The 25,590-nt window shown below is 71.1% G+C and carries 20 protein-coding genes; 14 read left to right on the forward strand and 6 right to left on the reverse strand.

Annotated elements, in window-relative coordinates:
• The first annotated feature begins 75 nt into the window (after nt 1–75).
• The gene (locus tag ACWCXB_RS27595; protein WP_450726463.1) at nt 76–1,287 is read left to right on the forward strand and encodes a hypothetical protein; all 1,212 of its coding nucleotides are present in this window, start codon (nt 76–78) and stop codon (nt 1,285–1,287) included.
• Between the two features lie 61 nt (nt 1,288–1,348).
• Nucleotides 1,349–1,999 (forward strand): hypothetical protein, encoded by a 651-nt coding sequence (locus ACWCXB_RS27600; RefSeq protein ID WP_450726464.1) that lies wholly within the window; start codon nt 1,349–1,351, stop codon nt 1,997–1,999.
• Between the two features lie 56 nt (nt 2,000–2,055).
• Here ACWCXB_RS27600 and ACWCXB_RS27605 read toward each other — a convergent pair whose 3' ends face one another.
• Nucleotides 2,056–2,781, reverse strand: a complete 726-nt coding sequence (locus ACWCXB_RS27605) for an SMI1/KNR4 family protein (protein ID WP_450726465.1) — start codon at nt 2,779–2,781, stop codon at nt 2,056–2,058.
• A 160-nt stretch (nt 2,782–2,941) separates the two neighbouring features.
• On the opposite strand from ACWCXB_RS27605, the gene ACWCXB_RS27610 reads away from it, so the two are divergent.
• The 4 genes from ACWCXB_RS27610 to ACWCXB_RS27625 all read left to right on the forward strand — a co-directional run bounded on the left by ACWCXB_RS27610 (nt 2,942) and on the right by ACWCXB_RS27625 (nt 7,796).
• Nucleotides 2,942–3,823: a hypothetical protein gene (locus ACWCXB_RS27610; RefSeq protein ID WP_450726466.1), complete on the forward strand. Its 882-nt coding sequence runs from the start codon at nt 2,942–2,944 to the stop codon at nt 3,821–3,823.
• A 358-nt stretch (nt 3,824–4,181) separates the two neighbouring features.
• Nucleotides 4,182–6,260 carry a discoidin domain-containing protein gene (locus tag ACWCXB_RS27615; protein ID WP_450726467.1) on the forward strand — a complete coding sequence of 693 codons (2,079 nt, stop codon included), beginning with the start codon at nt 4,182–4,184 and terminating at the stop codon, nt 6,258–6,260.
• 264 nt (nt 6,261–6,524) lie between these two features.
• The gene (locus tag ACWCXB_RS27620) at nt 6,525–7,265 is read left to right on the forward strand and encodes a L,D-transpeptidase family protein (RefSeq protein ID WP_450726468.1); all 741 of its coding nucleotides are present in this window, start codon (nt 6,525–6,527) and stop codon (nt 7,263–7,265) included.
• A gap of 99 nt (nt 7,266–7,364) precedes the next feature.
• A complete protein-coding gene (locus ACWCXB_RS27625) occupies nt 7,365–7,796 on the forward strand; it encodes a hypothetical protein (protein WP_450726469.1) in 432 nt (143 codons plus the stop codon).
• 166 nt (nt 7,797–7,962) lie between these two features.
• Here ACWCXB_RS27625 and ACWCXB_RS27630 read toward each other — a convergent pair whose 3' ends face one another.
• On the reverse strand, nt 7,963–10,239 hold the full coding sequence (locus tag ACWCXB_RS27630; RefSeq protein ID WP_450726470.1) for an N-acetylmuramoyl-L-alanine amidase: 2,277 nt from the start codon (nt 10,237–10,239) through the stop codon (nt 7,963–7,965).
• Nucleotides 10,240–10,696: 457 nt separating this feature from the next.
• On the opposite strand from ACWCXB_RS27630, the gene ACWCXB_RS27635 reads away from it, so the two are divergent.
• Nucleotides 10,697–11,431 carry an RNA polymerase sigma factor gene (locus ACWCXB_RS27635; protein WP_450726507.1) on the forward strand — a complete coding sequence of 245 codons (735 nt, stop codon included), beginning with the start codon at nt 10,697–10,699 and terminating at the stop codon, nt 11,429–11,431.
• Nucleotides 11,431–12,591, forward strand: a complete 1,161-nt coding sequence (locus ACWCXB_RS27640; protein ID WP_450726471.1) for a hypothetical protein — start codon at nt 11,431–11,433, stop codon at nt 12,589–12,591. Before ACWCXB_RS27635 ends, ACWCXB_RS27640 begins: the two co-directional genes overlap by 1 nt.
• A gap of 205 nt (nt 12,592–12,796) precedes the next feature.
• Here the strand turns inward: ACWCXB_RS27640 and ACWCXB_RS27645 are convergent, their stop codons facing one another.
• Nucleotides 12,797–13,660, reverse strand: a complete 864-nt coding sequence (locus tag ACWCXB_RS27645; protein WP_450726472.1) for a L,D-transpeptidase family protein — start codon at nt 13,658–13,660, stop codon at nt 12,797–12,799.
• A gap of 200 nt (nt 13,661–13,860) precedes the next feature.
• On the opposite strand from ACWCXB_RS27645, the gene ACWCXB_RS27650 reads away from it, so the two are divergent.
• Complete coding sequence (locus ACWCXB_RS27650) at nt 13,861–15,441, forward strand: acyl-CoA mutase large subunit family protein (protein WP_450726473.1); 1,581 nt, start codon at nt 13,861–13,863, stop codon at nt 15,439–15,441.
• Nucleotides 15,442–15,669: 228 nt separating this feature from the next.
• Here the strand turns inward: ACWCXB_RS27650 and ACWCXB_RS27655 are convergent, their stop codons facing one another.
• The gene (locus ACWCXB_RS27655; RefSeq protein ID WP_450726474.1) at nt 15,670–17,091 is read right to left on the reverse strand and encodes an FAD-dependent monooxygenase; all 1,422 of its coding nucleotides are present in this window, start codon (nt 17,089–17,091) and stop codon (nt 15,670–15,672) included.
• 38 nt (nt 17,092–17,129) lie between these two features.
• Here ACWCXB_RS27655 and ACWCXB_RS27660 point away from each other — a divergent pair, with 38 nt between their 5' ends.
• Complete coding sequence (locus ACWCXB_RS27660; RefSeq protein ID WP_450726475.1) at nt 17,130–17,789, forward strand: TetR/AcrR family transcriptional regulator C-terminal domain-containing protein; 660 nt, start codon at nt 17,130–17,132, stop codon at nt 17,787–17,789.
• Nucleotides 17,790–18,172: 383 nt separating this feature from the next.
• Here ACWCXB_RS27660 and ACWCXB_RS27665 read toward each other — a convergent pair whose 3' ends face one another.
• Both ACWCXB_RS27665 and ACWCXB_RS27670 read right to left on the reverse strand, forming a co-directional pair.
• Nucleotides 18,173–19,525: an alpha-2,8-polysialyltransferase family protein gene (locus tag ACWCXB_RS27665; RefSeq protein ID WP_450726476.1), complete on the reverse strand. Its 1,353-nt coding sequence runs from the start codon at nt 19,523–19,525 to the stop codon at nt 18,173–18,175.
• On the reverse strand, nt 19,525–20,553 hold the full coding sequence (locus ACWCXB_RS27670; RefSeq protein ID WP_450726477.1) for a glycosyltransferase family 2 protein: 1,029 nt from the start codon (nt 20,551–20,553) through the stop codon (nt 19,525–19,527). The genes ACWCXB_RS27665 and ACWCXB_RS27670 overlap by 1 nt, the downstream gene beginning before the upstream one ends.
• Nucleotides 20,554–20,740: 187 nt before the next feature.
• On the opposite strand from ACWCXB_RS27670, the gene ACWCXB_RS27675 reads away from it, so the two are divergent.
• The 4 genes from ACWCXB_RS27675 to ACWCXB_RS27690 are packed head-to-tail and all read left to right on the forward strand — an operon-like array spanning nt 20,741 to nt 25,422.
• On the forward strand, nt 20,741–22,078 hold the full coding sequence (locus tag ACWCXB_RS27675) for a DUF6716 putative glycosyltransferase (RefSeq protein WP_450726478.1): 1,338 nt from the start codon (nt 20,741–20,743) through the stop codon (nt 22,076–22,078).
• A 23-nt stretch (nt 22,079–22,101) separates the two neighbouring features.
• Nucleotides 22,102–23,376, forward strand: coding sequence for a cytidylyltransferase domain-containing protein (locus ACWCXB_RS27680; protein ID WP_450726479.1), 1,275 nt, complete (start codon nt 22,102–22,104; stop codon nt 23,374–23,376).
• Between the two features lie 10 nt (nt 23,377–23,386).
• On the forward strand, nt 23,387–24,319 hold the full coding sequence (locus ACWCXB_RS27685) for an N-acetylneuraminate synthase family protein (protein WP_450726480.1): 933 nt from the start codon (nt 23,387–23,389) through the stop codon (nt 24,317–24,319).
• Nucleotides 24,320–24,324: 5 nt separating this feature from the next.
• The gene (locus ACWCXB_RS27690; protein WP_450726481.1) at nt 24,325–25,422 is read left to right on the forward strand and encodes a hypothetical protein; all 1,098 of its coding nucleotides are present in this window, start codon (nt 24,325–24,327) and stop codon (nt 25,420–25,422) included.
• The last annotated feature ends 168 nt before the right edge of the window (nt 25,423–25,590 follow it).

Consider the following 25,590-nt stretch of genomic DNA (forward strand, 5'->3'; position numbering starts at 1 on the left):
CTGCGCGCGCCTCCGGGGAATCCCGTCCCGCCGACGGACCCGGGCTGCCGGAGGGGAGAGCGGATGGGGGCGAGGGTGAGCCACTGGGTCGATGCGGTCGTCGTGATCTCGGCCGTCCTCGCCCTGGCCCTCGCGCCGGCTGCCGGGCGCCGGATGCCGGCACGTCCGGTCGAGGGTGTGGCCGGCGGGCGCAGGATCGGTCCCGGCGGCGCGTTGACCGCGGTGACGGCGCTGGTCTACCTCAACCAGGTCTTGTTCACCGTCTACGTCGCGCGCGTGCACGGCGGCGACGCGTCCTTCATCGCCCGCCATCTCCCTGACGGCTGGTTCGCCCTGGCCGCCACCGACAGCGGGCCGCTGGGATGGGCGGTTGCGCACTTTCCCGCACCGGAGCTCCTCGCGCCGTCGGTGCTGCGGGTGCAGGCCTTCCTCGAACTTCCCTTCGTGCTCCTTGCCTTCATGGTCGTGCTGCGGTGGTTGGATCCCGCCCTGTACCCGAGGGTTGCCCGGTCGGCGCTGCTCTGGGCCGCGTCGGCCTCGTACACCGCGGTGTTCTGTCTCGTGGAATGGGATCTGCGCAATCCGTACACGGTCGATGACATCGCCATCCGGCTGGTGGCGGCTGTGGTGACACCGGCGCTCATCAGGTGGCTCGCCGCGCGCCAGGACGAGGACAAGGACAAGGGCGAGGGCGAGGACAAGGGCGCGGGCGCGGGCGAGCCGGGCGGAGGGCCGCTCGGCGTGGGCGGCCTCCTGCTGTTCTTCGTGTCGCTCGCCGCCCTGGGGGCACTGGTGCTGATGGTGTACGACACCGCCCTCCTCTACAACCTCGGCAAGACGGACCGGAGATGGCCCTACGCGGCGTCCGCACTGCTCGTCCTGTTCCTCGCGCGGCGGGCCGCCGGCAAGGTCCGCGGTCGGCCGGTCCCGGGCGGGGCGGTGGCCGTGGTCGGCGAGGGCCTGCGCCGCTGGCTGGTCCTGTTCTTCGTGCCCGCACTCGCCGTGCGGTACGGGGTGACCTTCGGGACGCCCGCACTGGCGGCGGCCGTCGCGCTCCTGATCCTGCTCATGGCGGCCGCGTACGCCCTCCGGCAGGGCGGGTCCGGGCCCCGGCTGCTCCTCGGCGCCCAGCTCGGCGCCGCCGTGGTCGCCGGGACGGCTGCGGCCTATGTGGCCGGTTCATGGGGAAGCGGCACCTACTACGAAGTCGCGCTCCTGAGCGCCGTAACGGCATTTCTGCTCACGAGCCTCGCCGTGTGCGCGGCGACCGATGCCCTCCTGCGATAAGGGAAGTTGAGTGATTCACGGGAGTCGACGGCCTGTCACATGCCACTGGTACGGTCCCGCCATGGCCGACGATCACGGATCAGCGAGAAGCCCCGTCACCGCCGACGACGTCCAGCACGCCGTGCGGCTCGCGCTCACGACCCTGCGGAGCCGCCTCGGCGGCGACTGGGACGCCAAGGCCGGGACCCTGGAGTGGACCTGCTGGGAGACCGTCGAGCATCTCGCCGACGACCTCTTCGCGTACGCCGCCCAGATCGGTCCGGACACGCCCCCGTTGGACAAGGAGATCCCTTTCCACTGGTACGCGCGACGGGAGGGCGGGCCCGCGAACGTGACCTTCGCGGACCGGGCCGCCGGGCCTGCCGGACTGCTCATGGTGCTGGAGGCATGCGGGGCGATGCTCACCGCGATGGTCCGGACGGCGCCGGCCGACGTGCGCGCGCACCACGGCTTCGGGGTGTCGGACCCGGAGGGCTTCGCCGCCATGGGTGTGGTCGAGACCCTGGTCCACACCCACGACATCGCCGAGGGCCTCGGCGTCTCCTGGACGCCGCCGGCCGGCCTCTGTGATCGCGTCCTCGCCCGCCTCTTCCCCGACGCGCCTGCGGACACCGACCGCTGGGCCACCCTCCTGTGGGCGACGGGCCGCGGCGAACTGCCGGACCGGGGCCGACTGGAGTCGTGGCAGTGGTACGGGGCGGTCCGCGACTGACCGATCGCGCGCGCACGGCGTGTCGGCAGCCCGGCTCTGCGGCTGCATGGTCCGGGTCAGCCGTTGAGCCAGTCGCCGTCCATCCGGTCGCGGACACGGTCCAGCGCCTCTTCCGTGCGGCCGCGGGCCATCAGCCAGGCTCCGGCGTCGTCGCGCAGCAGCACGTCGTCGCGCAGGAACCAGCGCGTGGCCCCCTCCTCGTCCGGCGGGTAGGCGGGCAACGGCAGTCGTATGCCGTGCCGTTCCAGCTCGTCCAGGTCCGACTCGTCCGGTGCGTCCAGGTGGTCGACGAGCTCGTCGGGCGCGTGCAGGGACTCCGAGAGGACGATCTCGACGAAGGTGAGCGAGACGCGGTCCAGCCAGCTCTCCCATGCTTCGGTGCTCTTGTCCGCCAGGTCGGGGCGTATGACGACGGCGGGGTCGTCCTGGGCGAGGTCGGCGAGCAGGATGCCCCAGCGCGCGGCGCCCTGGTTCTCGTCGCGGAAGACGAGCGCCTCGCCGCTCTCGTCGACGTACAGCTCGGCCGGGGTGCGCAGCGTGTCGTGGTTGCTGGTCAGGTCCCGGCGGTTGCCGAGGAGCACGTACGCCTCGCGCAGTGCGGCCGGCAGCCGCAGGCCCAGCCTCTCCTCGGCGGCGGCGAGGTCCGCCTCGGACCATCCGACGGCGTCGCCGAGGGCGTCGTCCGTCCAGTGCGCGGCGAAGTCGCGGATGAACTGCCAGGCACCCTGCCGGTCCTCGACGCCCGCCGCCAGGGACCGGGCCAGATCGAACTCGTGAGTCATGAGGTGACCGTACCGGCGGGCACTGACAGTTCAGGCAGGCCTGTGTGGTGCGAGGTTCAGGGTATTCATGGCGCTTTGCGAGGAATGGTCATCGACGTGATCGCGGGCCGATCGCTGCTGTACAGTCCGCGCGCCCCGTCGTGACGTAAGGAAGATGTCCATGCGAACTCGTTTCAGGCGCTCTGCACTGGTTCTCCCGCTCGCGCTCTTGCTGGTCGCCTGCGGGGCGGCGGAGGAAGAGGGGCCGGCAGAGTCGGCCGACAAGGCCGGGGGCTCTGAGGCGACGCAGTCCTCCGAGCCGGCCGAGGCGGCGTCGCCCGAGTCCCCGGAGGACTTCCTCGACCTGGCCCAGAAGGCGATGGCGGCGGAGAGCGCGTGGACGTTCTCCGTGAAGGGCGAGGAAGGGCTGACGCACCAGGGTCAGAAGAGCGCCGCCACCTACGAGGCCTCGGTCCGGCGCGGCATGGCGCCGAAGGCGCTGCACTCGCAGGGCGTCAGCACCAGCAGCAAGGGCACCAGGAAGAACGAGGAGATCTACGTCGTCGACGGCACGGCGTACCTCAAGGAGGGCGGCGCGTCCTGGAAGGACGCACCTGCCTCCGACCCCGAGATGCAGAACAAGGTCGAGGACCCGGTCGGGGTCATCGAGGAGTTCCGGGCATACGCGCGTGCCGCCACCGGGGACGAACTGACCCTGACCGAGGCGGACGAGACGATCGAACTCCGTGTCGCCTGCGAGAAGCAGAAGCTGACGGTCGTCCGGGACCGGGTCTGGGTCAAGAAGGCGGTCCGGGAGTTCGACCCCACCGCCGACCAGCTCCGCGAGGCAGGCATCCCGGTGAACGACGGTCAACTCACGCTGTCCGGCCTGGAGGAGGTGCTCGTACTGGACGCGAAGACCTACCGCGTCAGGAGTCACCGCTTCGAGTTCGGCTTCCTGGTTCCGTACGGCGGACAGGGCATCACGTTCGAGCAGAAGGTGCTGGAGGAGAACCAGGGCACGTTCAACGGGAAGATCGAGCCCCCGGCCGGCGTGCGCTGACACAGGCAGGGCTCTTACACCTCTAAGAACGAGGGTGCTGGTGGAAGGGCGCGCTGCGACAGCTCTGGGGTGCGAGGGGCCGCCGCCCGAGGGCAACGGACAGCAGGTTCCGGCCCGACGGGCTCACCGTCGGCAGGATCGCCGCGTTTTCCAGCCACTGAGTCCGTGGGATCCGGCCGGTCCGTCAGGTCGCCCTCCCGGACTATTGACTCTCTTTCTCACAGGCGCTTTTCTCGTCGCACTGCTTGCGCGGCCATGACAAATTGACCCGTGGTCGTGCGCCGGCAAGTCCGTCAGCTCCTCGAGACCCCCCACCCGCTCACCGAAGTTCTGAGCGATGACACCGAAGGCACGAGTGATGACCACGAATCGACGCTCGCACCGCACACGGAAGCGGCCCCTCGCCGTTCTGGTGTTGCTCCTCACCGCGGTTGCCCTGGTCCTCGGCACGGGCCCCAGTTCCTCGGCCGTGGCCGAGGCCGAAGCCGACTGGTGGACGCCGGCCGCGCGCCCGTCGCCCGACTCGCAGATCAATGTCACGGGCGCGCCCTTCAAGGGGGCCGACTCCCAGGGACGGGTACGGGGCTTCGTCGACGCCCACAACCACCTGATGTCCAACGAGGCCTTCGGCGGCCGACTCATCTGCGGCAAGACGTTCTCCGAGCAGGGCATCGCCGACGCACTCAAGGACTGCCCCGAGCACTACCCCGACGGCTCGCTCGCGATCTTCGACTTCATCACCAAGGGCGGCGACGGCAGGCACGACCCCAACGGATGGCCGACGTTCAAGGACTGGCCGGCCCATGACTCGCTGACGCACCAGCAGAACTACTACGCCTGGGTCGAGCGGGCCTGGCGCGGCGGTCAGCGCGTGCTCGTCAACGACCTCGTCACCAACGGCGTGATCTGCTCGGTCTACTTCTTCAAGGACCGCAGCTGCGACGAGATGACCTCCCTCCGCCTGCAGGCGCAGAAGACGTACGACCTGCAGGCCTACGTCGACAGGATGTACGGCGGCCCCGGCAAGGGCTGGTTCAGGATCGTCACCGACAGCGCGCAGGCCCGCGAGGTCATCAAGCAGGGCAAGCTGGCCGTCGTCCTGGGGGTCGAGACCTCCGAACCGTTCGGTTGCAAGCAGATCCTGGACATCGCCCAGTGCGGCAAGGACGACATCGACCGCGGTCTGGACGAGCTGTACGGCCTGGGCGTACGCAGCATGTTCCTCTGCCACAAGTTCGACAACGCCCTGTGCGGCGTCCGCTTCGACTCGGGCACCCTCGGCACGGCGATCAACGTCGGCCAGTTCCTGTCGACCGGCACCTTCTGGAAGACGGAGAAGTGCGCGGGCCCGCAGCACGACAACCCCATCGGCCTCGCATCGGCGCCCCAAGCCGAGAAGGAACTTCCGCCGGGCGTGGCGGTTCCGTCGTACGCCGCGGACGCGCAGTGCAACACCCGCGGTCTCACCGCGCTCGGCGAGTATGCCGTACGCGGCATGATGAAACGCGGGATGATGCTGGAGATCGACCACATGAGCGTCAAGGCCACAGGCCGCGCCCTCGACATCCTCGAGTCGGATTCGTACGCCGGTGTGCTCTCCTCGCACAGCTGGATGGATCTCAACTGGACCGAGCGGGTCTACGGTCTCGGCGGCTTCATCGCCCAGTACATGCACGGCGCCGAAGGGTTCATCGGCGAGGCGAAGCGTACGGAGGCGCTGCGCGACAAGTACGGCGTCGGGTACGGCTACGGCACCGACATGAACGGCGTCGGCGGCTGGCCCGGCCCCCGCGGCGCGGACACGCCGAACCCCGTGCGGTACCCCTTCCGCAGCGCCGACGGCGGTGCCGTCATCGACCGGCAGACCACCGGCGAGCGCACCTGGGACATCAACACCGACGGAGCCGCGCACTACGGTCTCGTCCCGGACTGGCTGGAGGACATACGGGTCGTCGGCGGCCAGGACGTCGTGGACGACCTCTTCCGAGGCGCCGAGTCCTACCTCACCACCTGGGAGGCGTCCGAGAACCACAAGGCCGGGGTGAACCTCGCCGCGGCAGCCTCCACCTCGGCCAGCTCGTCGGAGTGGAGCCTCTTCACGAGCTACGGACCCCACCGGGCCGTGGACGGCAGGACCGACACCCGCTGGGCGAGCGACTGGAGCGACGACCAGTGGCTCGGGATCGACCTCGGCGCCCAGCACCTGGTCAAGCGCGTCACCCTCGACTGGGAGCGCGCCTACGGGAAGGCGTACCGCATCGAGGTCTCCACCGACGGCACGAACTGGCGGTCCGTATGGTCCACGACCGACGGTGACGGAGGCCTGGACACGGCACGGTTCACGGGAACACCGGCCCGCCACATACGCATCCACGGGCTGGAGCGCGGCACCGGATGGGGCTACTCCCTCCACGAAGTCGGCGTCTACAGCAGCTGACATCGCGCCGCGCGACGCCTGACGGCCGGGGTGCACCGGATCATTTCTCCTGATCCGGTGCACCCCGGCCGCTTGCTGACGGTCCGGCGGACAGCCTCCGAGCGATCTGCTCCGGTGCCGGCGCCGACATCGTCTGCGACCGGAGTGTCATGACCGAGCGTCCCTCGCAGCTCGCAGAACACCCGGTATATCCATGTATGACCGGTCGACCTTGTCGCGCGGCCGTGCGCCGCCGTGCTGTTCCGACGACCCGAGGATCACGTCGTGCTGCCCACATCCCGTAGCTCCTCCGCCGCGCTGGCCGTGACCGGCGCCCTGGTGCTGGTGTCCGCATTCGGAGGCAGGGGGCCCGTCGGCTCCGCAGGCTTCGCCGTGTCGGCAGCGCCCGCCGCCGCACCCGGCGCCCCGTCCTTCCCCGTGCCGGTCGGCGTCGGCGATGCCACGCAGATCATCACGGTGGAGGCGAGCGGTTCGTATGCGACGGTCACTGCCTGGTCCAAGGGCTCATCCGGCTGGAAGAGCGTCATCTCCGACAGCGGCCGCGTCGGGTCGAACGGTGTCGTCGACGGAGCCACGCGCAAGCAGGGCACGTACACCACGCCGACGGGCACGTACACGATCACCGAGGGCTTCGGCGTGGAGGCCGGCGGCACCGCCATGCCGTACACGAAGGTCGACTCCACCCACTGGTGGGTCCAGGACCCGGAGTCGAAGTTCTACAACCAGCTGCACACCGAGGCAGGGGCGGACTTCCCGCTCACCGAGTCCGGCGAGCGCGGCAGCGAGCACCTCATCAACCACCCGACCCAGTACGCCAAGGCCCTCGTCATCGACTTCAACCGCCGGCCCGCCGTGCCCGGCCGGGGAGCCGGGATCTTCCTGCACGTCAACGGCAGCGGCGCGACCGCGGGGTGTGTCTCGGTGCCACGCCCGACGATGGACCGGATCATGGCGTGGATCGAGCCGTCCGCGCACCCGCGCATCGCGATCGGCGCAGACGCCTGAAGGTGCCCAAGGGTTGTACGGTCGGCGGAAATCCGACCTGTGAGAACCCGCACCTCGGATCACCGTGATGGTCCCGACATCGATGTCGCTTGATCATGCATGGACAGGGACTTCGGCACACTGCCCGGCGCGCGGGACATGCGCGCCTACGTCACCCGTTTCGTCGCACAGCTGACCGAGCGGAACCGGCTGCCGCTCGACTACTCCGTCGCCAGCCTGCGACTCGTCGACCTCGTGGTCGACGGGCTGCGTCGCGACCAGCCGGAGCGGGCTCAGGTGGAGGCGGTTCTGCGGGGGCTCGGGGCGTACACGGGTGAGGTGATCGTGCGCCGGGCCGGCGGGCAGTGGGTCGATCTCGATGCCGAGCAGCGGGAGTTCTTCGGGCAGCCGGTCGGCGTCAGGATGCCGGACGGCAGGGTCTGGAATCCGCTGGGCAAGGTGGTCAACCGCTTCGAGGCGGGCTCGGAGGAGTCCGTACAGCGGCTCTATCTGCTGCTGCACGGCCGGGTCGGCCGGAGGGTGTCGTGCTGAGCTGCGGCAGCGGCGACCGAAGGAAGCGGCGTCAAGGAAGCGGCGACCAAGGAAGCAGCGACGAAGGAAGCAGCGACGAAGAAACAGCGACGAAGGAAGCAGAGCGCCGCTGCCGCCCACCCGATCGGACGGGTGAGCGGCAGCGGCGCTTCACTTCACACGGAGATCACTTCAGGTAGACGAGACCGTCCGTGGTCACCGTCGGCCGGCCGGACGTGCCGACCACCACGATCTTGACGGTGTGCTTGGCGGACGTGGTCCAGGTCTTGGTCCAGATCGCGTCGCGGTACTTGGTGGTGGTGGACCTGAGGTCCACCGTCGCCACCTTCACCCCGTCCACGTAGACGTATGCCTGACCCGACGTCGACGCGCGGGAGACCACCCAGGCTGCCGACCTTCCGGTGAACGTCCACGTCAGGGAGGCGTTCCTCGACGTGCTGGAGTAGGACGCGCCGCCCAGGTAGCTGGACGAGGACCTGGTGGACCACGTACCGCTCCGGACCGCGGAGGTCTCCTGCAGGATCACCGGCGTCCCGGTGACCGAGGCGGCGGCGGTGTTGCCGGCCTGGTCGTACGCCGTCACGTTCCAGGCCGTGGCCACACCGGACTTGGCGGTGTGGGCGGCGCTCGTCACCGTCGGGCCGTACGTCTTGGCGACCGGCGCGGTCAGCCGCACCTCCCTCAGGGCCGCGCTGTCGCTCGCCTTCCAGGACAGCGTGAGCGGCACGGCCGTGGTGCTCACCGTGCCCGTGCGCAGCGCGAGCGACGGCTTCGTCGTGAAGACCGGGGCGGTGGTCTCGGCGACGACCGTGGCGGCAGCGGAGGTCGCCGTCTTCCCGGACTGGTGGACCGCCCGCACCGCCACCTGGTGGGAGCCGACCGGCAGGGTCGCGCCGGCGGAGGTGGCCGAGCCGGCCGTCGTCGCCACGACCTTGCCGTCGACGAGGAGTTCGAACTTGCTGATCAGTGCCGCGGGCGTCGAGGCCGACCAGCCGACCGTGATGCCCGCCTTCGTGTAGTGCGTCGAGCCGGAGACGCCGCCGGTGACGGACTTGATGGCGAGTCCGGCGACCGGGCCGCCGGCCCAGCTGCGGATGGTGCCGAGCTGACCGTAGAAGGCGGTGCCCGGGCACTGCGTGTTGTACCCGTCGCGGTGGCCGTGGATCGTCGGCAGGGTCCGCTGGGTGCCCTGGGCCCAGGTGGCGCCGAGTAGGTTCTGGCCGGCGGCACCGGCCGTGAGCGTCGCGGTCCCGGTCGGGCTGACGCCGTACTGGCCCAGCTTCCAGGCGGCGATACGGGCCACCGAGGTCATCGCCGCCTGGGAGGGAGCGGCGTCGGTGTAGGTGCCGAGGACCGAGATGCCGGTCGTCTCGCTGTTGAAGCCGTAGGCGTGGGCGCCCAGCACGGGCAGGTCGACGCCTCCCTTGCGGCCCTCGTAGACCGTCCCGCACTTGTCGACGAGGAAGTTGTAGCCGATGTCTTTCCAGCCGAGCTGCTTCACGTGGTACGTGTAGACGCCCCGCACCACGGCCGGAGCGTCGGCACAGGTGTAGGTGTTGCTCTCGGCCGTGTGGTGGACCACGACGGCCTTGATCTTCTCGCCGGGCAGATAGCCCGGCTCCTCCGGGCTGATCGACTCGTCCGCTCCCCAGCCCGCCCGTGAGGTGATCGGCGGACGCGGGGCGGTGGACGGCGGCGCGGTCGGGGTCGTGGCCGTGGCCGTGGAGGTGGGCGAGGACGAGGCCGACGGGGAGGCCGACTCGCTCGGCGTGACGGACTCCGACGGAGTGGTCTCCGTCGAGGGCGGGTCCGTCGGCTGGTCGGTGGCCGGGTCGGTCGGCTCGGCCGGGGCCGACGACGTGGGCGCCGAGGCCGTGTCCTCCGGGGCGGGGGGCTCCGACGTCGGGGTCGCACTCTCCTCCACGGCGAACGCAGCCGGCTCCATCGCCGCGCCGCTTCCCTTGCCCGGGTCGACCATGTCGAGGCGCAGTCCGGCAGGGAGCCGGGACGAGGTCGTGCCGCCCGCCGTGACCCGTACTTCCACGCCGTCGGACGGACCCACCCAGGCGGGTTCCGTACCGCCACGCCGCGCCGACTTCTCGCCCTGGCCGCTGTCGCCGTCCAGCTTCAGCCAGTTCGACCACTTTCCGGAGCCGATCGCGCGGGTGCGGGCCTCGACGGTGCCGGTGACCCGGGCGGCCGGATCGGTCCATGTGACGCCGAGCATGCCGAACGGCTCGGTGTCGCGCTGGGCGAGCGAGGCGCGGTGGCCGTTGCCGTCCATTTTCAACGCAGTTGTCCGAGATTCCGCCTTCACTGGCCCGGCCTTGCCCTCCACACCGGCGCCCTCCCAGGGCTGGCCGGTCACCCCCTGGAAGACGAGCACTCCGGCGAGTCCGGCCACCACCGTGGTGGCCGTGACCCATATGCGTCGAGATCTCATGTCCGGTACGTATTCCCTAGGTTCGCTATGCTTCGGGCGGATGTTGAACGGGTTTGACACCCACCCCAGCGCACAGCGGCCGCCCCCAGCGCACAGCGGCCGCAATACGTCACGGCCGTCCGGCCTGCAGAGAATCTGAAGGGCCGTCACGCCTTCGTGGGGCAGCACTGATGCCGGCCCCGGCGCGGGCCGGGTTTACTGGCGGGAGATTCGGAAAGGACGACCGGGGCCGCCACCCCCCACAGGAGAGGCCCCGGTCGTCGTCCGCCGGGATCGCTGCGCGACCCCGTACTACCTACAGCGCCGTGGGTGCGTTTTCTGTCACACGCACGGCTACAGCAGAATGTTGCAAGTTGTACAAGACATGGACGTACGCAATGGTAGGCACGTAGCGTGCTCCTGCGCGATGGGGCGTGCGGCAGTGGTGACCAGCCGCGATGACGAACAGGTAGTGGGAGTGCTGGGGGACGACGCGGAGCTGACCGCCGCGGTGCTCGCGGCTCAGGACGGAAACGAAGACGCTTTCCGGACTGTGTACCGCGCCGTGCATCCGCGGTTGCTCGGCTACATACGCACGCTGGTCGGCGAATCGGACGCCGAGGATGTCGCGTCCGAGTCCTGGCTGCAGATAGCGCGGGACCTGGAGCGGTTCAGCGGGGACGCCGACCGGTTCCGTGGCTGGGCGGCACGGATCGCCCGCAATCGTGCTCTGGATCACATACGGATGCGGGGCCGGCGCCCCGCCATCGGCGGCGACGAGACCGAACTCACCGGGAAACCCGCCGAGTCGGACACGGCCGACGAGGCCATGGAAGCCCTCGCCACCGGCCGGACGATGGAGCTGATCGCCCAACTGCCGCAGGACCAGGCCGAGGCCGTCGTGCTGCGCGTGGTCGTCGGTCTCGACGCGAAGAGCGCGGCGAAGACGCTGGGGAAGCGACCGGGTGCGGTACGGACCGCCGCGCACCGAGGGCTCAAGCGGCTGGCCGAGCTCATCAGCGCGGGTGGCGGCGAGCACGGGGGGTACGGCAGCACCGGAAGCAACGGTAGTAACGGTAGTAACGGGACCGCGGACGGCCTCGGACGCGGCTCGGAACTCGGCGCCGTACCGCCGCAGCGCGGCCCCCGCCCCGGTGCGGCACGCTCGGCCGGTGTGACGCATTCGCGTCCGCGGACGCAGAAGGACATGTGATGGCCGAGGAGCAGTTCCAGTGGCTCGACCAGAAGGCGGCGGAGCGACTGCTGCGCGGTGAACAGGTCGAGGCCGTCGGCGATCACGCACAGGACCAGGCCCGTGGACTCGCGAACGCGCTCGACGCCGTACGGACACCGGGCGCCGGACCGGGACCGACACCGTCGGCGGAGCCGCTGCGCGGTGAGGAGGCCGCGCTCGCGGCCTTCCGCAAGGCGCGCGACGGCGGCGGGGCGGAGCTGCTCCCGACCGTCCGGCTCGCGGCATCAGCGCCGCGGCGGGCCCGCTTGGGCCGGCCCGTGCGCTGGGGACTGGCCGCCTCGCTGGCCGGTTTCGCGGTCGGCGGTGTGGCCGTCGCCGCCGGCGCCGGTGTGCTGCCCACGCCCTTCGGCGGCGACCGCGACCCCGCACCCGCCTCCACCGTGTCGGCCGCCGTCACGCCGGGACCGCTGGTCTCCGATTCACCGACGGGCGACGACGGGGCGACGATGCCGGTGCCGCCCCCGTCCGGGCCGGGCAGCGCGACCTCGACCCCGTCCTCCGGCGCCTCCGTGCCCACGGGCGGGGCAGGACTCGACGAGGCGGCCAACGGCGGCAGCGGCGGGAGCGGCGAGCGGGACCAGTCCACCGGGCCGGACCGCGAGGGGTCGGTCGAGCGGTACCGCAGGACCGTCGACGCCTGCCGCGACTACCGGACCGGGCGGCTGGACGAGGACCGCAGGCGCCGCCTCGAGGACGCGGCCAACGGCGCGGACAGGATCAAGCGCTTCTGCGACCGGGTGCTGTCCGGCGGCTCGGCCGGTGACGGTACGTCGGACGCGGGCCAGGACTCCGGCAGCGGCAGTGGCGGCAGCGGCGGTGACAGCGGTGGTGACGGCGACAGCGGCGGTGACCCCGGCGGGGACGGCGACGCCGACGGGTCCCCCGCGCCCCCGACCTTCCCCGCCTTCCCGATCGAGCCCGCGCCTCCTGCCGTGCCGGCGCCTCCGGTCAAGCCCGCGCCCCCGGCCCACCTTCCCGGACCGTCCCTCCCGGGCAACCTGTCCCTCCCGGGCCATCTGTCCCTCCCGGTCCGTCCGTCGCGCCCGAGCCTCCCGGTGACGTCACCGTCCGCCGCGCCGACGCCGATGCCGACCCCCTCCGTTCCGGCCTCCGCCTGACCCTCCTGACCTGGGATTTTTCCTTCCACGGGAAAAAATTTCGGCCAGGTGTGACGTTTTTCGGGGCTACGGCGCAGTAGTGAGTGAGCCGACTGGTCATCGGCTGCGCCTGAGCCGGGGTTCCCCCCGTACCTACGGCTCGGCGCAATGGCGCGGGCGGGACACGTTCCCCCGGTCCCGCCCGCGCCCCCTGTTCTCTCCACCGTCACCAGTGGACGACCACCTTGTCGCCGACCCGCACCTGGTCGAAGAGCGACGCGATCTTCCCCTTGTCCCGGACGTTGACGCAGCCGTGCGACGCGCCGTTGTAGCCGCGGGCGGCGAAGTCCGCCGAGTAGTGCACCGCCTGGCCGCGGCTGAAGAACATCGCGTACGGCATCGGCGTGTGGTAGATCGTCGACGTCCACTCCTTGGCCTTCCAGCCCACGCTGAACGTTCCTTCACGGGTCGGGGTGTTCTCCGAGCCGAAGCGCACGTCCATCGCCGAGATGACCTTGCCGTCGATCATCCAGGCGAGCGTCCTGCTCTCCTTGCTGATGCACAGCACCCGGCCCTTCATGCACCGCGCGTCGGGCTTGTCCAGGGTGTTCGTCGTCGACGGACGCAGCTCGTCGGCGGTCGGCCTGTGCGTCATCGCGACGAGCCTCGCCCAGGTGACCTCGTCGACCGAACCGGTCGCGGGCAGCCCGCGCTTCGTCTGGAAGCCGCTGACCGCCTTCGCGGTCATCGAGCCGTAGAACGCGGTGGGCGAGCGGTGGAAGTAACCGATCTGACGGAGCCGCGCCTGCAGTTCCCGTACCTGCTCGTTCTCCGTCCCCTCCTTCATGAGCACCTTGGGCGCCGCGGCCGACGGCGTGGCCTCCGGGGTGGGCGGCACGGACGGCGAGGCCGGCGGGGCCTCGCTCGGCTTGGCGTCCGTGACCGGGTCGGTCGACGCCGCGGCCGTCGTCGACGGCGAACTGCCGGCAGACGCCCGGCCGCCCCCCGCGGCCTGGGCGGTGCAGCCGGTGGCGACAGCGACCGCGACGGCGGCCATCATGGTTCTGTGCAGTACGGACATTCGGCGCATAAGTGCCCCCCGGGACGGTTGTGTATCAGTAGGGATGCTCTCCGACCGAGCTTGGTTGCGAACAGCGGGAGCATCCTGTGAGGAAGGTCCCAGCGTGCGCCACTCCACGCGTCGCACGCCCGCCGCTACAGTCCGTCGCGAGGGCCGGTACCAGTCGGTAGTAGCAGCTTTAGCAGTAGTTCTAGCGGGAGGCACAGCACATGGCGCGCGAGTCGGAGTCGGGACTGCCCATCGAGCCGGTCTACGGACCGGACTCCCTGGACGGGTGGGAACCGGCCGAGAAGCTGGGCGAGCCGGGCTCGTACCCCTTCACGCGCGGTGTCTACCCGTCGATGTACACCGGCCGTCCGTGGACGATGCGCCAGTACGCCGGCTTCGGCACCGCCGTCGAGTCCAACGCCCGGTACAAGCAGCTGATCGCGAACGGCACGATGGGCCTGTCCGTCGCCTTCGACCTGCCGACCCAGATGGGCCACGACAGCGACGCGGCCATCGCGCACGGCGAGGTGGGCAAGGTCGGTGTGGCCATCGACTCGATCGACGACATGCGCGTTCTGTTCGGCGGGATCCCGCTGGACAAGGTCTCCACGTCGATGACGATCAACGCCCCGGCCGCCCTGCTGCTGCTCCTCTACCAACTCGTCGGCGAGGAGCAGGGCGTCCCCGCGGACAAGCTGACCGGCACGATCCAGAACGATGTGCTCAAGGAGTACATCGCCCGCGGCACCTACATCTTCCCGCCCAAGCCCTCGCTGCGGCTGATCGCCGACATCTTCAAGTACTGCAAGGCCGAGATCCCGAAGTGGAACACGATCTCGATCTCCGGCTACCACATGGCCGAGGCCGGGGCCTCGCCCGCGCAGGAGATCGCATTCACCCTCGCGGACGGTATCGAGTACGTCCGGACGGCTGTCGCCGCGGGGATGGATGTGGACGACTTCGCGCCGCGTCTGTCGTTCTTCTTCGTCGCGCGTACCACGATCCTGGAGGAGGTCGCCAAGTTCCGGGCCGCCCGCCGGATCTGGGCACGGGTGATGCGGGACGAGTTCGGCGCCAAGAACCCCAAGTCGCTGATGCTGCGCTTCCACACGCAGACCGCGGGCGTGCAGCTGACCGCCCAGCAGCCCGAGGTCAACCTCGTGCGCGTCGCCGTCCAGGGCCTGGCCGCGGTTCTCGGCGGCACCCAGTCGCTGCACACGAACTCCTTCGACGAGGCCATCGCGCTGCCGACGGACAAGTCGGCCCGCCTCGCCCTGCGCACCCAGCAGGTCCTCGCGTACGAGACCGATGTCACCGCCACCGTGGACCCGTTCGCGGGCTCGTACGTCGTCGAGTCGATGACGGACGACGTGGAGGCCGCGGCGCTGGAGCTGATGGCGAAGGTGGAGGAGCTCGGCGGCGCCGTCAACGCCATCGAGCGCGGCTTCCAGAAGAACGAGATCGAGCGCAGCGCCTACCGCATCGCCCAGGAGACCGACAGCGGCGAGCGGGTCGTCGTCGGCGTCAACCGCTTCACCCTCGACGAGGAGGAGCCGTACGAGCCGCTGCGCGTCGACCCCGCCATCGAGGCCCAGCAGGCGGAGCGCCTCGCGAAGCTGCGTGCCGAGCGCGACCAGGCCGCGGTCGACGCCGCCCTCGCCGAGCTGAAGAAGGCCGCCGAGGGTACGGACAACGTCCTCTACCCGATGAAGGACGCGCTGCGGGCGCGGGCGACGGTGGGCGAGGTCTGCAACGCGCTGCGGGAGGTGTGGGGGACGTACGTCCCGACGGACGCGTTCTGACGTGCGCGCCCCGAACGAGTGATCCCGGGCGGAGTGTCTGCGGCCCGGGATCCGCTGGTGTACGTCGTCGTGGCCCGCAAGCACGATCGTGTCCTGGTGCACACGGGCCCCGGCGGCGATGAGTACGGAATCTGCGCGACATACAAGCGCGGCATGTCCGTCCCGCTGGCCCGGGTCGGTCGGCGTCGCCCTGGAGCTGTCTGCCGACCGGCTGCTCGACGGCGACGACTAGGTCCTGTCCGTGACCTTTGCCAGGTAGCCGACGAGCCCCGCCGCGTCCTCGCCCGCCCAGCCCACGTACCCGTCGGGGCGGACCAGGAAGAGGCCCTTGCCGTACGGCTCGTACGGCCCGGTCCGGTGGACGCGGACCACCTCCGGGAGGGTTTCCGGCAGGTCCGCGTCCGTGCCCACCGCGAGCAGCGTGAAGTGCGGGCCGCGCAGGACGTCGAAGATCCGCCGGTCGTCCGGCAGCGGGCCGTCCGGGGCGCGGTCGCCCGCCGTCAGCGCGCCCGCGGCGCCGGTGGCGAGCGGGCCGCCGCGGTAGCCGAGGCCCAGCTGCTGCGTGCTCCGGCCGCGCTGCTCCTCGCCGCGATGCACCCGCGTGGACAGGCCCAGCATGTCCGCGGCGACGGGCCGCCGTTCCTCCTCGTACGTGTCGAGGAGCGCGGGCGGTGCGCCGTGGCGCAGCACCTGGCCGAGCTTCCAGCCAAGGTTGTAGGCGTCCTGGACGCTGGTGTTGAGGCCCTGGCCGCCGGCGGGGGAGTGGATGTGGGCGGCGTCCCCGGCGAGGAAGACGCGCCCCTCACGGAACCGGTCGGCGAGGGCGGCGCGCGGCCGGAAGTCGGATGCCCAGCGCACGTCGGTGACCTGGTCCGCCGTCAGATGGGAGCGGGCGGCGACGACGGCCCGTACCCCGGCGGGCGAGGTGTCGGGGGTGTCGTGGTCGGCGAACTGGGCGACGAGCTGGAACTCCTCGTGGCCCGGCAGCGGCGCCACGGAGAGAAAACCCTGGTCGCCGGCCGGCGGGAACAGATGCCAGTTGTCCCGGTCCAGCGCCGGGATACGGACGTCGGCGACCAGCATCGGCTTCGGGTCGATCGTCTCGCCGGTCATGCCGATGCCGAGCAGCCCCCGCACCGTGGAGCGGCCGCCGTCGGCCGCGACCACGTACCGGGCGAGGACGGTGGTGCCGTCCGACAGCCCGGCGGTCACCCGCTCGGCGTCCTGGGCGAGCCCGGTGAGCGCGGCGCCGAAGGTGACGCTTCCGCCCAGCTCGGAGAGGCGGGCGTAAAGGATCTCCTGCGTACGCCACTGGGGGAGCAGCCACGGGCCGCTGTACGGCTCGGCCTCCGACGGCTCGACCGGCTCGAACATCACATGCTCGCCCAGCCGTTCGCCGTCCTGCCAGACCATCCCGACCGGGGCGGGCCCGCCCGCGTCCCGTACCGCGCCCACGACGCCGAGGTCGTCGAAGACCTCCATGGTGCGGGGCTGGATGCCCTTGCCCCGCGAGCCCGGGAACAGTCCGTCCGCCTTCTCGACGAAGAGTGCAGTGATCCCGCGCCTGGCCAGGTCGACGGCGAGCGTGAGCCCGGTGGGGCCGGCGCCGACGATGAGTACGTCCGCTTCCTTAACGGTGTTAAGTGCCATGGGCGAGAGCATGCCCTTAACGGCGTTAAACTGTCAAGGTGGGACCAACGAAGATCGACCGCGCCCGGGTCGCCGAGGCCGCCCTGCGCCTGCTGAACGAAGTGGGTCTGGACGGGCTGACGCTGCGCGCCATCGCCAAGGAGCTCGACGTCAAGGCGCCGGCGCTCTACTGGCACTTCAAGGACAAGCAGGCGCTGCTCGACGAGATGGCGACGGAGATGCTCCGCCGCATGAACGCGGACATGCCGGACGAGCCCCCCGCGGACTGGCGCGAAGGGCTCGCCGGAGCGATGCGCGGCCTACGGGCGCATCTGCTGCGCTACCGGGACGGCGCCAAGGTCTACAGCGGTACGCACTTCACGGACACCAGCTACGCCGGCCCGATGGAGGCCCACCTGCGGGTGCTCGTCGACGCCGGCTTCACTCCGGCCGGGGCGGCGCGTGCCTGGCTCACCGCGTACAGCTACACGATCGGCTACGTCATCGAGGAACAGGCGATGGGCCCCGATCCGGCGGCGGAGGCGGGAGCGGGGGCGGAGGGCTACGACCTACAGGCCCGCGCCGAGCGGCTGGCGGACCATCCGCTGGCGGCGCAAGCCGGCTTCGAGCTCTTCGCACACCACGACGCCGGCTTCGAGGCGGGGCTGGCGGCGGTGGTCGCGGGGGTGGGTGCGGTGCTGCTTTCTTCAGGGGGCTAGCCCCCTGCCCCCCGGCACGCGCCGGCCGAGCCCGGCCCGGCACCGTTCGGTGGGCCGGGTGTCTGTCCTCAAGCGCCGGACGGGCTTGGGGTGTGCCCGGTACGGGCGGGAGCCGGGTGTCCGTCCTCAAGCGCCGGACGGGCTTGGGGGGTGTGCCCGGTAACGCCCGGCGGGGGTCGGGGCGTGCGTCCTCAAGCGCCGGACGGGCTTGAAATGCGCCGGTGCCGCCGGGCGGGTCCGGAATGAGCCCTGCCAGGGGTGTTCGCCACGCCCGCAGGGTGTAGGGGGAGTTCGAGGTGCGGGGTTCGGGGCGGAGCCCCGAGACGGGGCTGGGGGCGAAGCCCCCAGTTTCGGGAAGGGGCGGGGTGGGGAAGGGAAACGCCCTAACCCAACGCCGCCCGCTTCAGCCGCCGCACCCGACGCGCCACCCGCCGCACCGCCGCGTTCCGGGGCACCGGGATGCCCCCCGGAAGCCCCAGGACCGTCAGGCGGCGGCGCTTGAAGTAGCGCCAGGTGCGGGGCGACAGATGGGCGGCCAGATAGGTCTCGGCCGCTGTGCGCAGATCGGACCGGATCTGCGGCTGCATCGCGAAGCCCACCGCCCGTACCAGCCCGGACAGCTCCTCGTCCGCCGGCCCGGGCGCACCTGACCTGCCCTCCTCCAGATCGGGCAGCAGCGCGTCGACGATCGTGAGCGGCACACGGTTGCTGTTCTGGTACGGCGTGAGCCGGTCGAGCAGCGGCTCGGTGCCGATCTTCGCGACCGGGATGCCGTAGAACGTGCTCGCCGTCAGCAGCGCCGTCGAGAAACAGCCCACCACGAGCCCCGGCCTGACCTCCTGGTACAGCACCTCGGCCAGCAACGGCTCCTCCAGCACGGTCAGTTCCGCGCCCAGCCGCTCCGCCTCCCGCTCCAGCGCCCGCGACCACGCGGCCGGGGCCACCGGGTGCGGCTTGAAGACGAGACGCCGGTGGCCGAGCGCGACCGCGCCCCGCACCATGCGCAGGTGCAGCGTCTCCTCCTCGTCGGCCGTGAGGATGTCCAGCGCCGCGAGGTACTGCCCGAGCAGCAGGGCCGGGGGCTCGTCGGTGGGCACGGTATCGGCGGGCCCGCCCGGCAGGGCCAACTCTGCCGCGTCCTCGGCCAGTTCCTCGACGACCTTCGTGAACGCCTCCACCGGCACCAGCCGCGGCTCCGCGCCGAACTCCGCCAGCAGCAGCGGCTTCAGCCCCGGCACCAGGTCCAGGTGGAGCAGCCGCCGCACCCGCTCGCCGACCAGCGGGTCGATCTTGTTTCGGGTCGGGCCGTAGCTCATCAGCCCGTCCGCGTACACATCGAGCCGCGCGTCCGGGAAGAGCTGGGCGATCGCCAGCGCCGGGCTGACCTGGATGGACTCGAGGGCCAGCTCGATCCGGTCGTCCCCGAGCCCCCACAGCACCCGCAGATACCGCTCCCACATCGGGACGTCGTCCGGCCGCGGAGTCCAGCCGCTGGGGTGGAACGGCTCGATCGCCTCGTTCCACGACAGCACCTCGTCGAACCGCCCGCGCAGCCGCTCGAAGCCCGGCATCTCGTCGAGCGAGGCCGTCGTCTCCGGGACCGGCGCGTTGTTGCTTACCAGCAGCAGCCGCCGGTCGGCGGGCTCGAAGCAGCCGCTGTCGAGCGCGGCCGCGAGAGTCGTGGCGCCGTACAGCGTGGAGGCGAAGAAGATCTGGGTGGTGCGCGTCGTACCCATCAGGCGGCCGCCCCCGCGGAAGCGGAAGTGGCAGTGGAAGCGGCGCCGGCCGGGGCCGGTATCGGTACGCCCAGGGCCCTGCGGCGCACCCGGCGCAGCCGGGACGCCCGCTCGGCGTCCATCGAGCCGAGCGCGTCCTTCAGAATGTCCTGCGGCATCCGCCGCAGCGCGGCCGCACTCATCGAACGCAATTTCCGGGCCACGGCCGGTTCGAACCTCTCCATTGATCCCAGGTGATGGGAAATAAGGGCGCAATATGTTCGTACGGCTTTCGGAAGGAGCCGTTCGTTATCCGGATCGTTTGCCGTCTGCTCGAGCACCTCGTCGAAAGCCCGGATGAAATCGAGCTGCCGGACGTCGCCGATCTGGGTCAGTGACGATGCGACGCCGCGCCGGTAGAAGATCCCGAGCAGACCCACCGCGGCGAAGGACTCCGTCTCGCGGTGCAGCCGCCAGATCCACGGCCGGTCCTCGGCCGTCCGCAGCCCGTCCGTGAAGTGCAGCAGCCCGCGGTCGAGCAGCTCACGCCGGTAGATGCCGGCCCACGCCATCGGGTAGTCGACGGAGGTCGTGCGGTCGGCCGGCAGGATCGCGTCGCGCGGCCGCAGCACCTCGCCGCGGCGGCCCACCGGCACCCGGAACACCTTGCGGTCGCGGCCCGTGCACTGGACGTGGTCCGTGCGGACGAAGTCGACGCCGAGCTCCTCGATCGCGGCGAGCAGCTGCTCGTAGTAGCCGGGCGCCAGCCAGTCGTCGCCGTCGAGGAAGGTGATGTACTCGCCGCGTGCCGCGTCCAGGCCGGTGTTCCGGGCCGTGGCCAGCCCACCGTTGTTCTCGTGTCTGATCAGGACCGTTCCCGGAACCTCACGTTCGGCGCGCTCGAGGATCTCGGGCGTCCCGTCCGTCGAACAGTCGTCGACGAGCAGGAATTCGAAGTCCTCGCGCGCGTTCGCGCGCAGGCTTCTGAGAGTGTCGGGCGCATATGACTGGACGTTGTAGAACGGCACGATGACGGAGAGCTTGACCACCCACCGGACACTAAGTGCCGGCCCGTCATCCACTCTGACGCCAGGAAAGACGGTGGGTGAACAAGGTGCGGCAGAATTGTTAACCAGTGCGTTTGACAGGCCATTTCGCGATTCGTCGACGTGCTGTTAACCATTTGTTGCTGCCCAGTTGGGCTGCCGACCGGAATGCCTTTCTAGCGTCTTCGACGTGCCATCCAGTACCAGCAAGGCGCTGCGCGTAGCCGTGCTCGCCGACTCCGACACCCGGTGGAAGTGGGGTGCGCTCACCGCGCGCCGGATCACCGCGCCGGACCCCGCGGAAGACTCCGTCCAGGGCATAGCCCTCACCGGATTCCTTCTGCGCGGCCGTGCCACTCCCACCGCCCGCCAGCTCGCCGAGGTCGGGGTCACGGCGGACGACCTGCGCGAAGTGACCGGCGCCGAGTTCCTCCGCGCGATACGCGACGAGGGGTACGACATCGTCGTCCTCGCCCTCGTCGGCGGCGCCGTGCAGGCGATGCTGAACGGACTGGCCGCGCTGCGGCTGCCGCGCCGGCCGGTGCTGGTCACCGGCTACGTCGGGGTGGTCTACGAGAAGCTCGCCGACGGCCTGCTGCTGCGCCACGGCGCGGACATCGTGCTCGCCAACTCGCGCCACGACGCGGACCGTTTCCGCGCGGTGTACGAGGGCGTCGGCGCCGACGCGTCCGCGGTGACCGAGGCGGCGCTGCCGTTCCTCGGCGGTGCGCCGTACACACGCGAGGACGGCCGCGACACCGTTGTCTTCGCGGCACAGCCGTCCGTGCCGGAGAGCCGCGCCGACCGTACGTATCTGCTGCGCAGGCTCGTCGAGCACGCCCGGCTCCACCCGGACCGCGAGGTCCTGCTGAAGCTGCGCTCCAAGCCGGGTGAGCACACCACGCACCTGGAGGAGCTGCCGTACCAGAAGCTGGCGGACAGGCTCCCCGGCGGGCTGCCGCCCAACTTCAGCCTGGTGTACGGGCACATGGGCGAAGTCCTCGACCGCACCGACCTGCTGGTCACCGTCTCGTCTACGGCCGCGCTCGAGGCGCTGCACCGCCGTATCCCGACGGCCGTGCTGTCCGACCTCGGGGTGCGCGAAGCACTCGGGAACCACCACTTCCTCGGGTCCGGGCTGCTCACCTCCTGGGACGCCCTCGACGGCGGCCACCGGCCGCAGCCGGACGAGGAATGGCTGGCCCGTCAGGGCGTCGCCGCCGACGGTACGTACGAGACCGCCTTCGACGAGGCGCGCAAGCGCGTCACCGAACTGCTCGGCCGTCCCGAACTCCCCCCGGTCGCCCCGTACTACACGGCGGCCACCGCGCCCGGCTATCTGCCCGGCATCCTCGCCCGCCACCACCTCGCCGTCGACGGCACCCCGCTGCCCGGCGCGGCCGCGGTGACCGAGCCCACCGGTCTGCGCCGAATCGCGCGCGACGCGGTGCGGGGGGCGGCGCGCGGCGCGTACCGCCACGGCGTGCAGCGCGTCGCCCCTGTCATCCGCCGCATGGGCGCCCTGTGATCCAGCCTAAGGAGCTCTCCTCCATGTCCACCGTCCTCGCCGTGATCCCAGCCCGCGGCGGCTCCAAGGGCGTCCCCGCGAAGAACCTGGCCCAGGTCGGCGGCATCCCGCTCGTCGCCCGCGCCGTTCGCGCCTGCCTCGGCGCGAGCCTCGTGACGCACGTCCTGGTCTCCACCGACGACGCCGCGATCGCGGACGCGGCCCGCGCCGCGGGCGCCGCCCTCGGCGAAGCCGACAGAGTGCACTGTGTCCAGCGTCCGCCGGCCATTGCGGGCGACACCGCGACCAGCGAGTCCGCGGTCCTCCACGCGATGGACGCCCACGAGGCGATCCACGGCGCCCCGGCCGACGTGGTCCTCCTCGTCCAGTGCACGAGCCCGTTCCTGACCAGCGACGACATCGACGGTGTCGCATCGGCGGTCGTCGAGGACGGCGCGGACACGGCGGTCACGGTGGCCCCCTTCCATGCCTTCGTCTGGCGCCGTGTCCCCGCGCTCGCCGCGATCCCGGCCCAGCCGCGCGCCGCCGACGAGGACGCAGCGGCCACGGTGGAGGACGGCCAGGGCGTCAACCACGACAAGTCCTACCGGCCCCGCCGCCAGGACCGGCCGGAAGACTTCCTGGAGACCGGCGCCGCGTACGCCATGGAGGCCAGGGGCTTCCGGACGCACGGGCACCGGTTCTTCGGCCGGACCGCGCTCGTCGAGACCGACCCCGCGCGGGTACTGGAGATCGACGACCCGCACGACCTGGCCCGCGCCCGGGCGCTCGCGCCGCTGCTCGATCCCACGCCCCTGCCCACCCGGGCGGACGTCGACGCCGTCGTCCTCGACTTCGACGGCACGCAGACCGACGACCGTGTCCTCATCGACTCCGACGGCCGTGAACTCGTCGCCGTGCACCGCGGAGACGGACTCGGCATCGCAGCACTGCGCCGCGCCGGTCTGAAGCTGCTCATCCTCTCCACCGAGCAGAACCCCGTGGTCGCGGCGCGCGCCCGGAAACTCGCCATCCCCGTTCTGCACGGCATCGACCGCAAGGACCTCGCCCTCAAGGAGTGGTGCGAGGAGCAGGCGGTCGCGCCCGAGCGGGTCCTCTACGCCGGAAACGACGTCAACGACCTTCCCTGTTTCGGGCTCGTCGGCTGGCCCGTAGCCGTCGCGAGCGCGCACGACTCCGTGCGTGCCGCCGCCCGCGCCGTCACCACCACCCCGGGTGGCGCCGGCGCGATCCGTGAGATCGCCACCTGGCTCCTCGGTCCCACCCTCAACACCCCGTCCCCTGTCACCACCCCGTAAGGAACCCCTCATGAACTCCCGTCTGCGCACCCTCGGCAGCAAGACCGCGGGCCCCGGCCACCCCGTCTACGTCACCGGCGAGATCGGCATCAACCACAACGGCGACCTGAACAACGCGTTCGCGCTGATCGACGCCGCGGCCGACGCGGGCTGTGACGCGGTCAAGTTCCAGAAGCGCACCCCGGAGATCTGCACCCCCCGCGACCAGTGGGACATCGAGCGCGACACGCCCTGGGGCCGGATGACCTACATCGACTACCGCCACCGCGTGGAGTTCGGCGAGGACGAGTACCGCCAGATCGACGAGCACTGCAAGAAGCGCGGCATCGACTGGTTCGCGTCGCCGTGGGACACCGAGGCCGTCGCCTTCCTCGAGAAGTTCGACGTCCCGGCCCACAAGGTCGCCTCCGCGTCCCTCACGGACGACGAGCTGCTGCGCGCCCTGCGCGCCACCGGCAAGACGGTCATCCTCTCCACCGGTATGTCGACGCCGAAGCAGATCCGGCACGCCGTCGAGGTCCTCGGCAGCGACAACATCCTGCTCTGCCACGCCACGTCGACCTACCCGGCCAAGGCCGAGGAGCTCAACCTGCGCGTGATCAACACCCTGATGCAGGAGTACCCGAACGTCCCGATCGGCTACTCCGGCCACGAGACCGGCCTGCAGACCACGCTCGCCGCCGTCGCCCTCGGCGCCGCGTTCGTCGAGCGCCACATCACCCTCGACCGCGCCATGTGGGGCTCCGACCAGGCCGCCTCCGTCGAGCCCGGCGGTCTGCAGCGCCTCGTCCGCGACATCCGCACCATCGAGACCGCCCTCGGTGACGGCGTCAAGAAGGTGTACGAGTCCGAGCTCGCCCCGATGAAGAAGCTCCGCCGCGTCGCGGGCGTCGTCGTCGAGGCCGATGCCGAGGCCGAGCAGGCCGAAGCGGTCGCGGTCTGACGACCATGGACCTCGCCTTCGTCGAGAGCCCGGTCCAGCTGCTGAACGTCCTGGAGTGGGCACACAGCACGCGGACCGGCACCACGGCCGGCACGCTGCCGGGGGTTCCGGCACAGCCGGGCGCCCCGGCCACGGGTGGAGCGGCAGCGGCGGCACGGGATCTCACCGTCGTCGTCCTGTCGCCCACCGACCCCATGTCGCGCGGTCAGCTGCGCCGCATGGCCGAGCTCGCCCGCGACGAAGGCTTCACGGTCCGCTGGCAGGAGGCGCGCGGCCGCAAGGGCGCGCCCCTGCGGACGATCCGGGAGCTGGCTCCGCTGCTGCGCAGGTCGCGGAGGATAGTCATAGGCGACCCGTTCTCCCGCTATGTGCAGCTGCTGCTGACCCTGGTCGGGACGAAGGACCTCACGGTCGTCGACGACGGCACCGCCACCATGGAGTACGTCTCCCAGGTGGCCCGGGGCGAGCGCCTGGTGCGCTGGCACCGGCGCGGACGGCGGGGACCGCGCGAGCTCGTGCTCGCGCCGGTCTCCGCCGCCGCGCGCCGCCGGCTCTCGCCCTCGGCGTCCCGTGAGGTCGAGGTCTTCACTTCGATGCCCGTGGAACCTCCGGCCGGGATCACGGTCACCGCCAACACCTTCGCGTGGACCCGCTCCCGTTTCGGTCCGCCGCGTCTCACCCGGGGCGCCGACCTGGTCGGCACCTCCCTGGTCGAGACGGGCGTGGTCGACCCGGAGCAGTACGAGGAGGCGGTCGCCGCGCTCGCCGGTGAGCACGGCGCGACCCGCTACTTCGCACACCGCCGCGAGAGCCCGGAGAAGCTGCACCGGCTCGCCCGCCGCACCGGTCTGGAGATCGTCAGGCCCGATCTTCCGCTGGAGCTGATCGCCAGGCGTGGCCCGATCGGACGTACCGTGCTCAGTTTTCCGTCGACCGTCGTGCACACCCTGCCGCTCGCCCTCGCGGGGACGGGGGTCAGGGTCGCGGTCTGTGACATCTCGCCCGAATGGCTCAAGGACACCGCATCACCTCGGGCGCAGGGTTTCCTGGCGGGGGTGACCGGCACGGCCCGGGACGTCCACCGGATCGCTGCCCCCGTGTGACGGGATCTCACGCGGGCGGGGCCCTGGCCGTGGCCGGGTGTGTCCACATCGTGGGCGCGATCGCGTGAGCTTACCCACACCTACGCACAGCTATGCGTTGTCAGACGATTTTCTTTCCCCTAACGGGCTGAACTTTTGTTGATCTCGAGTTAGTTGGGGCTTAAAGGG

It is taken from the genome of Streptomyces sp. NPDC001514, from assembly GCF_053597075.1.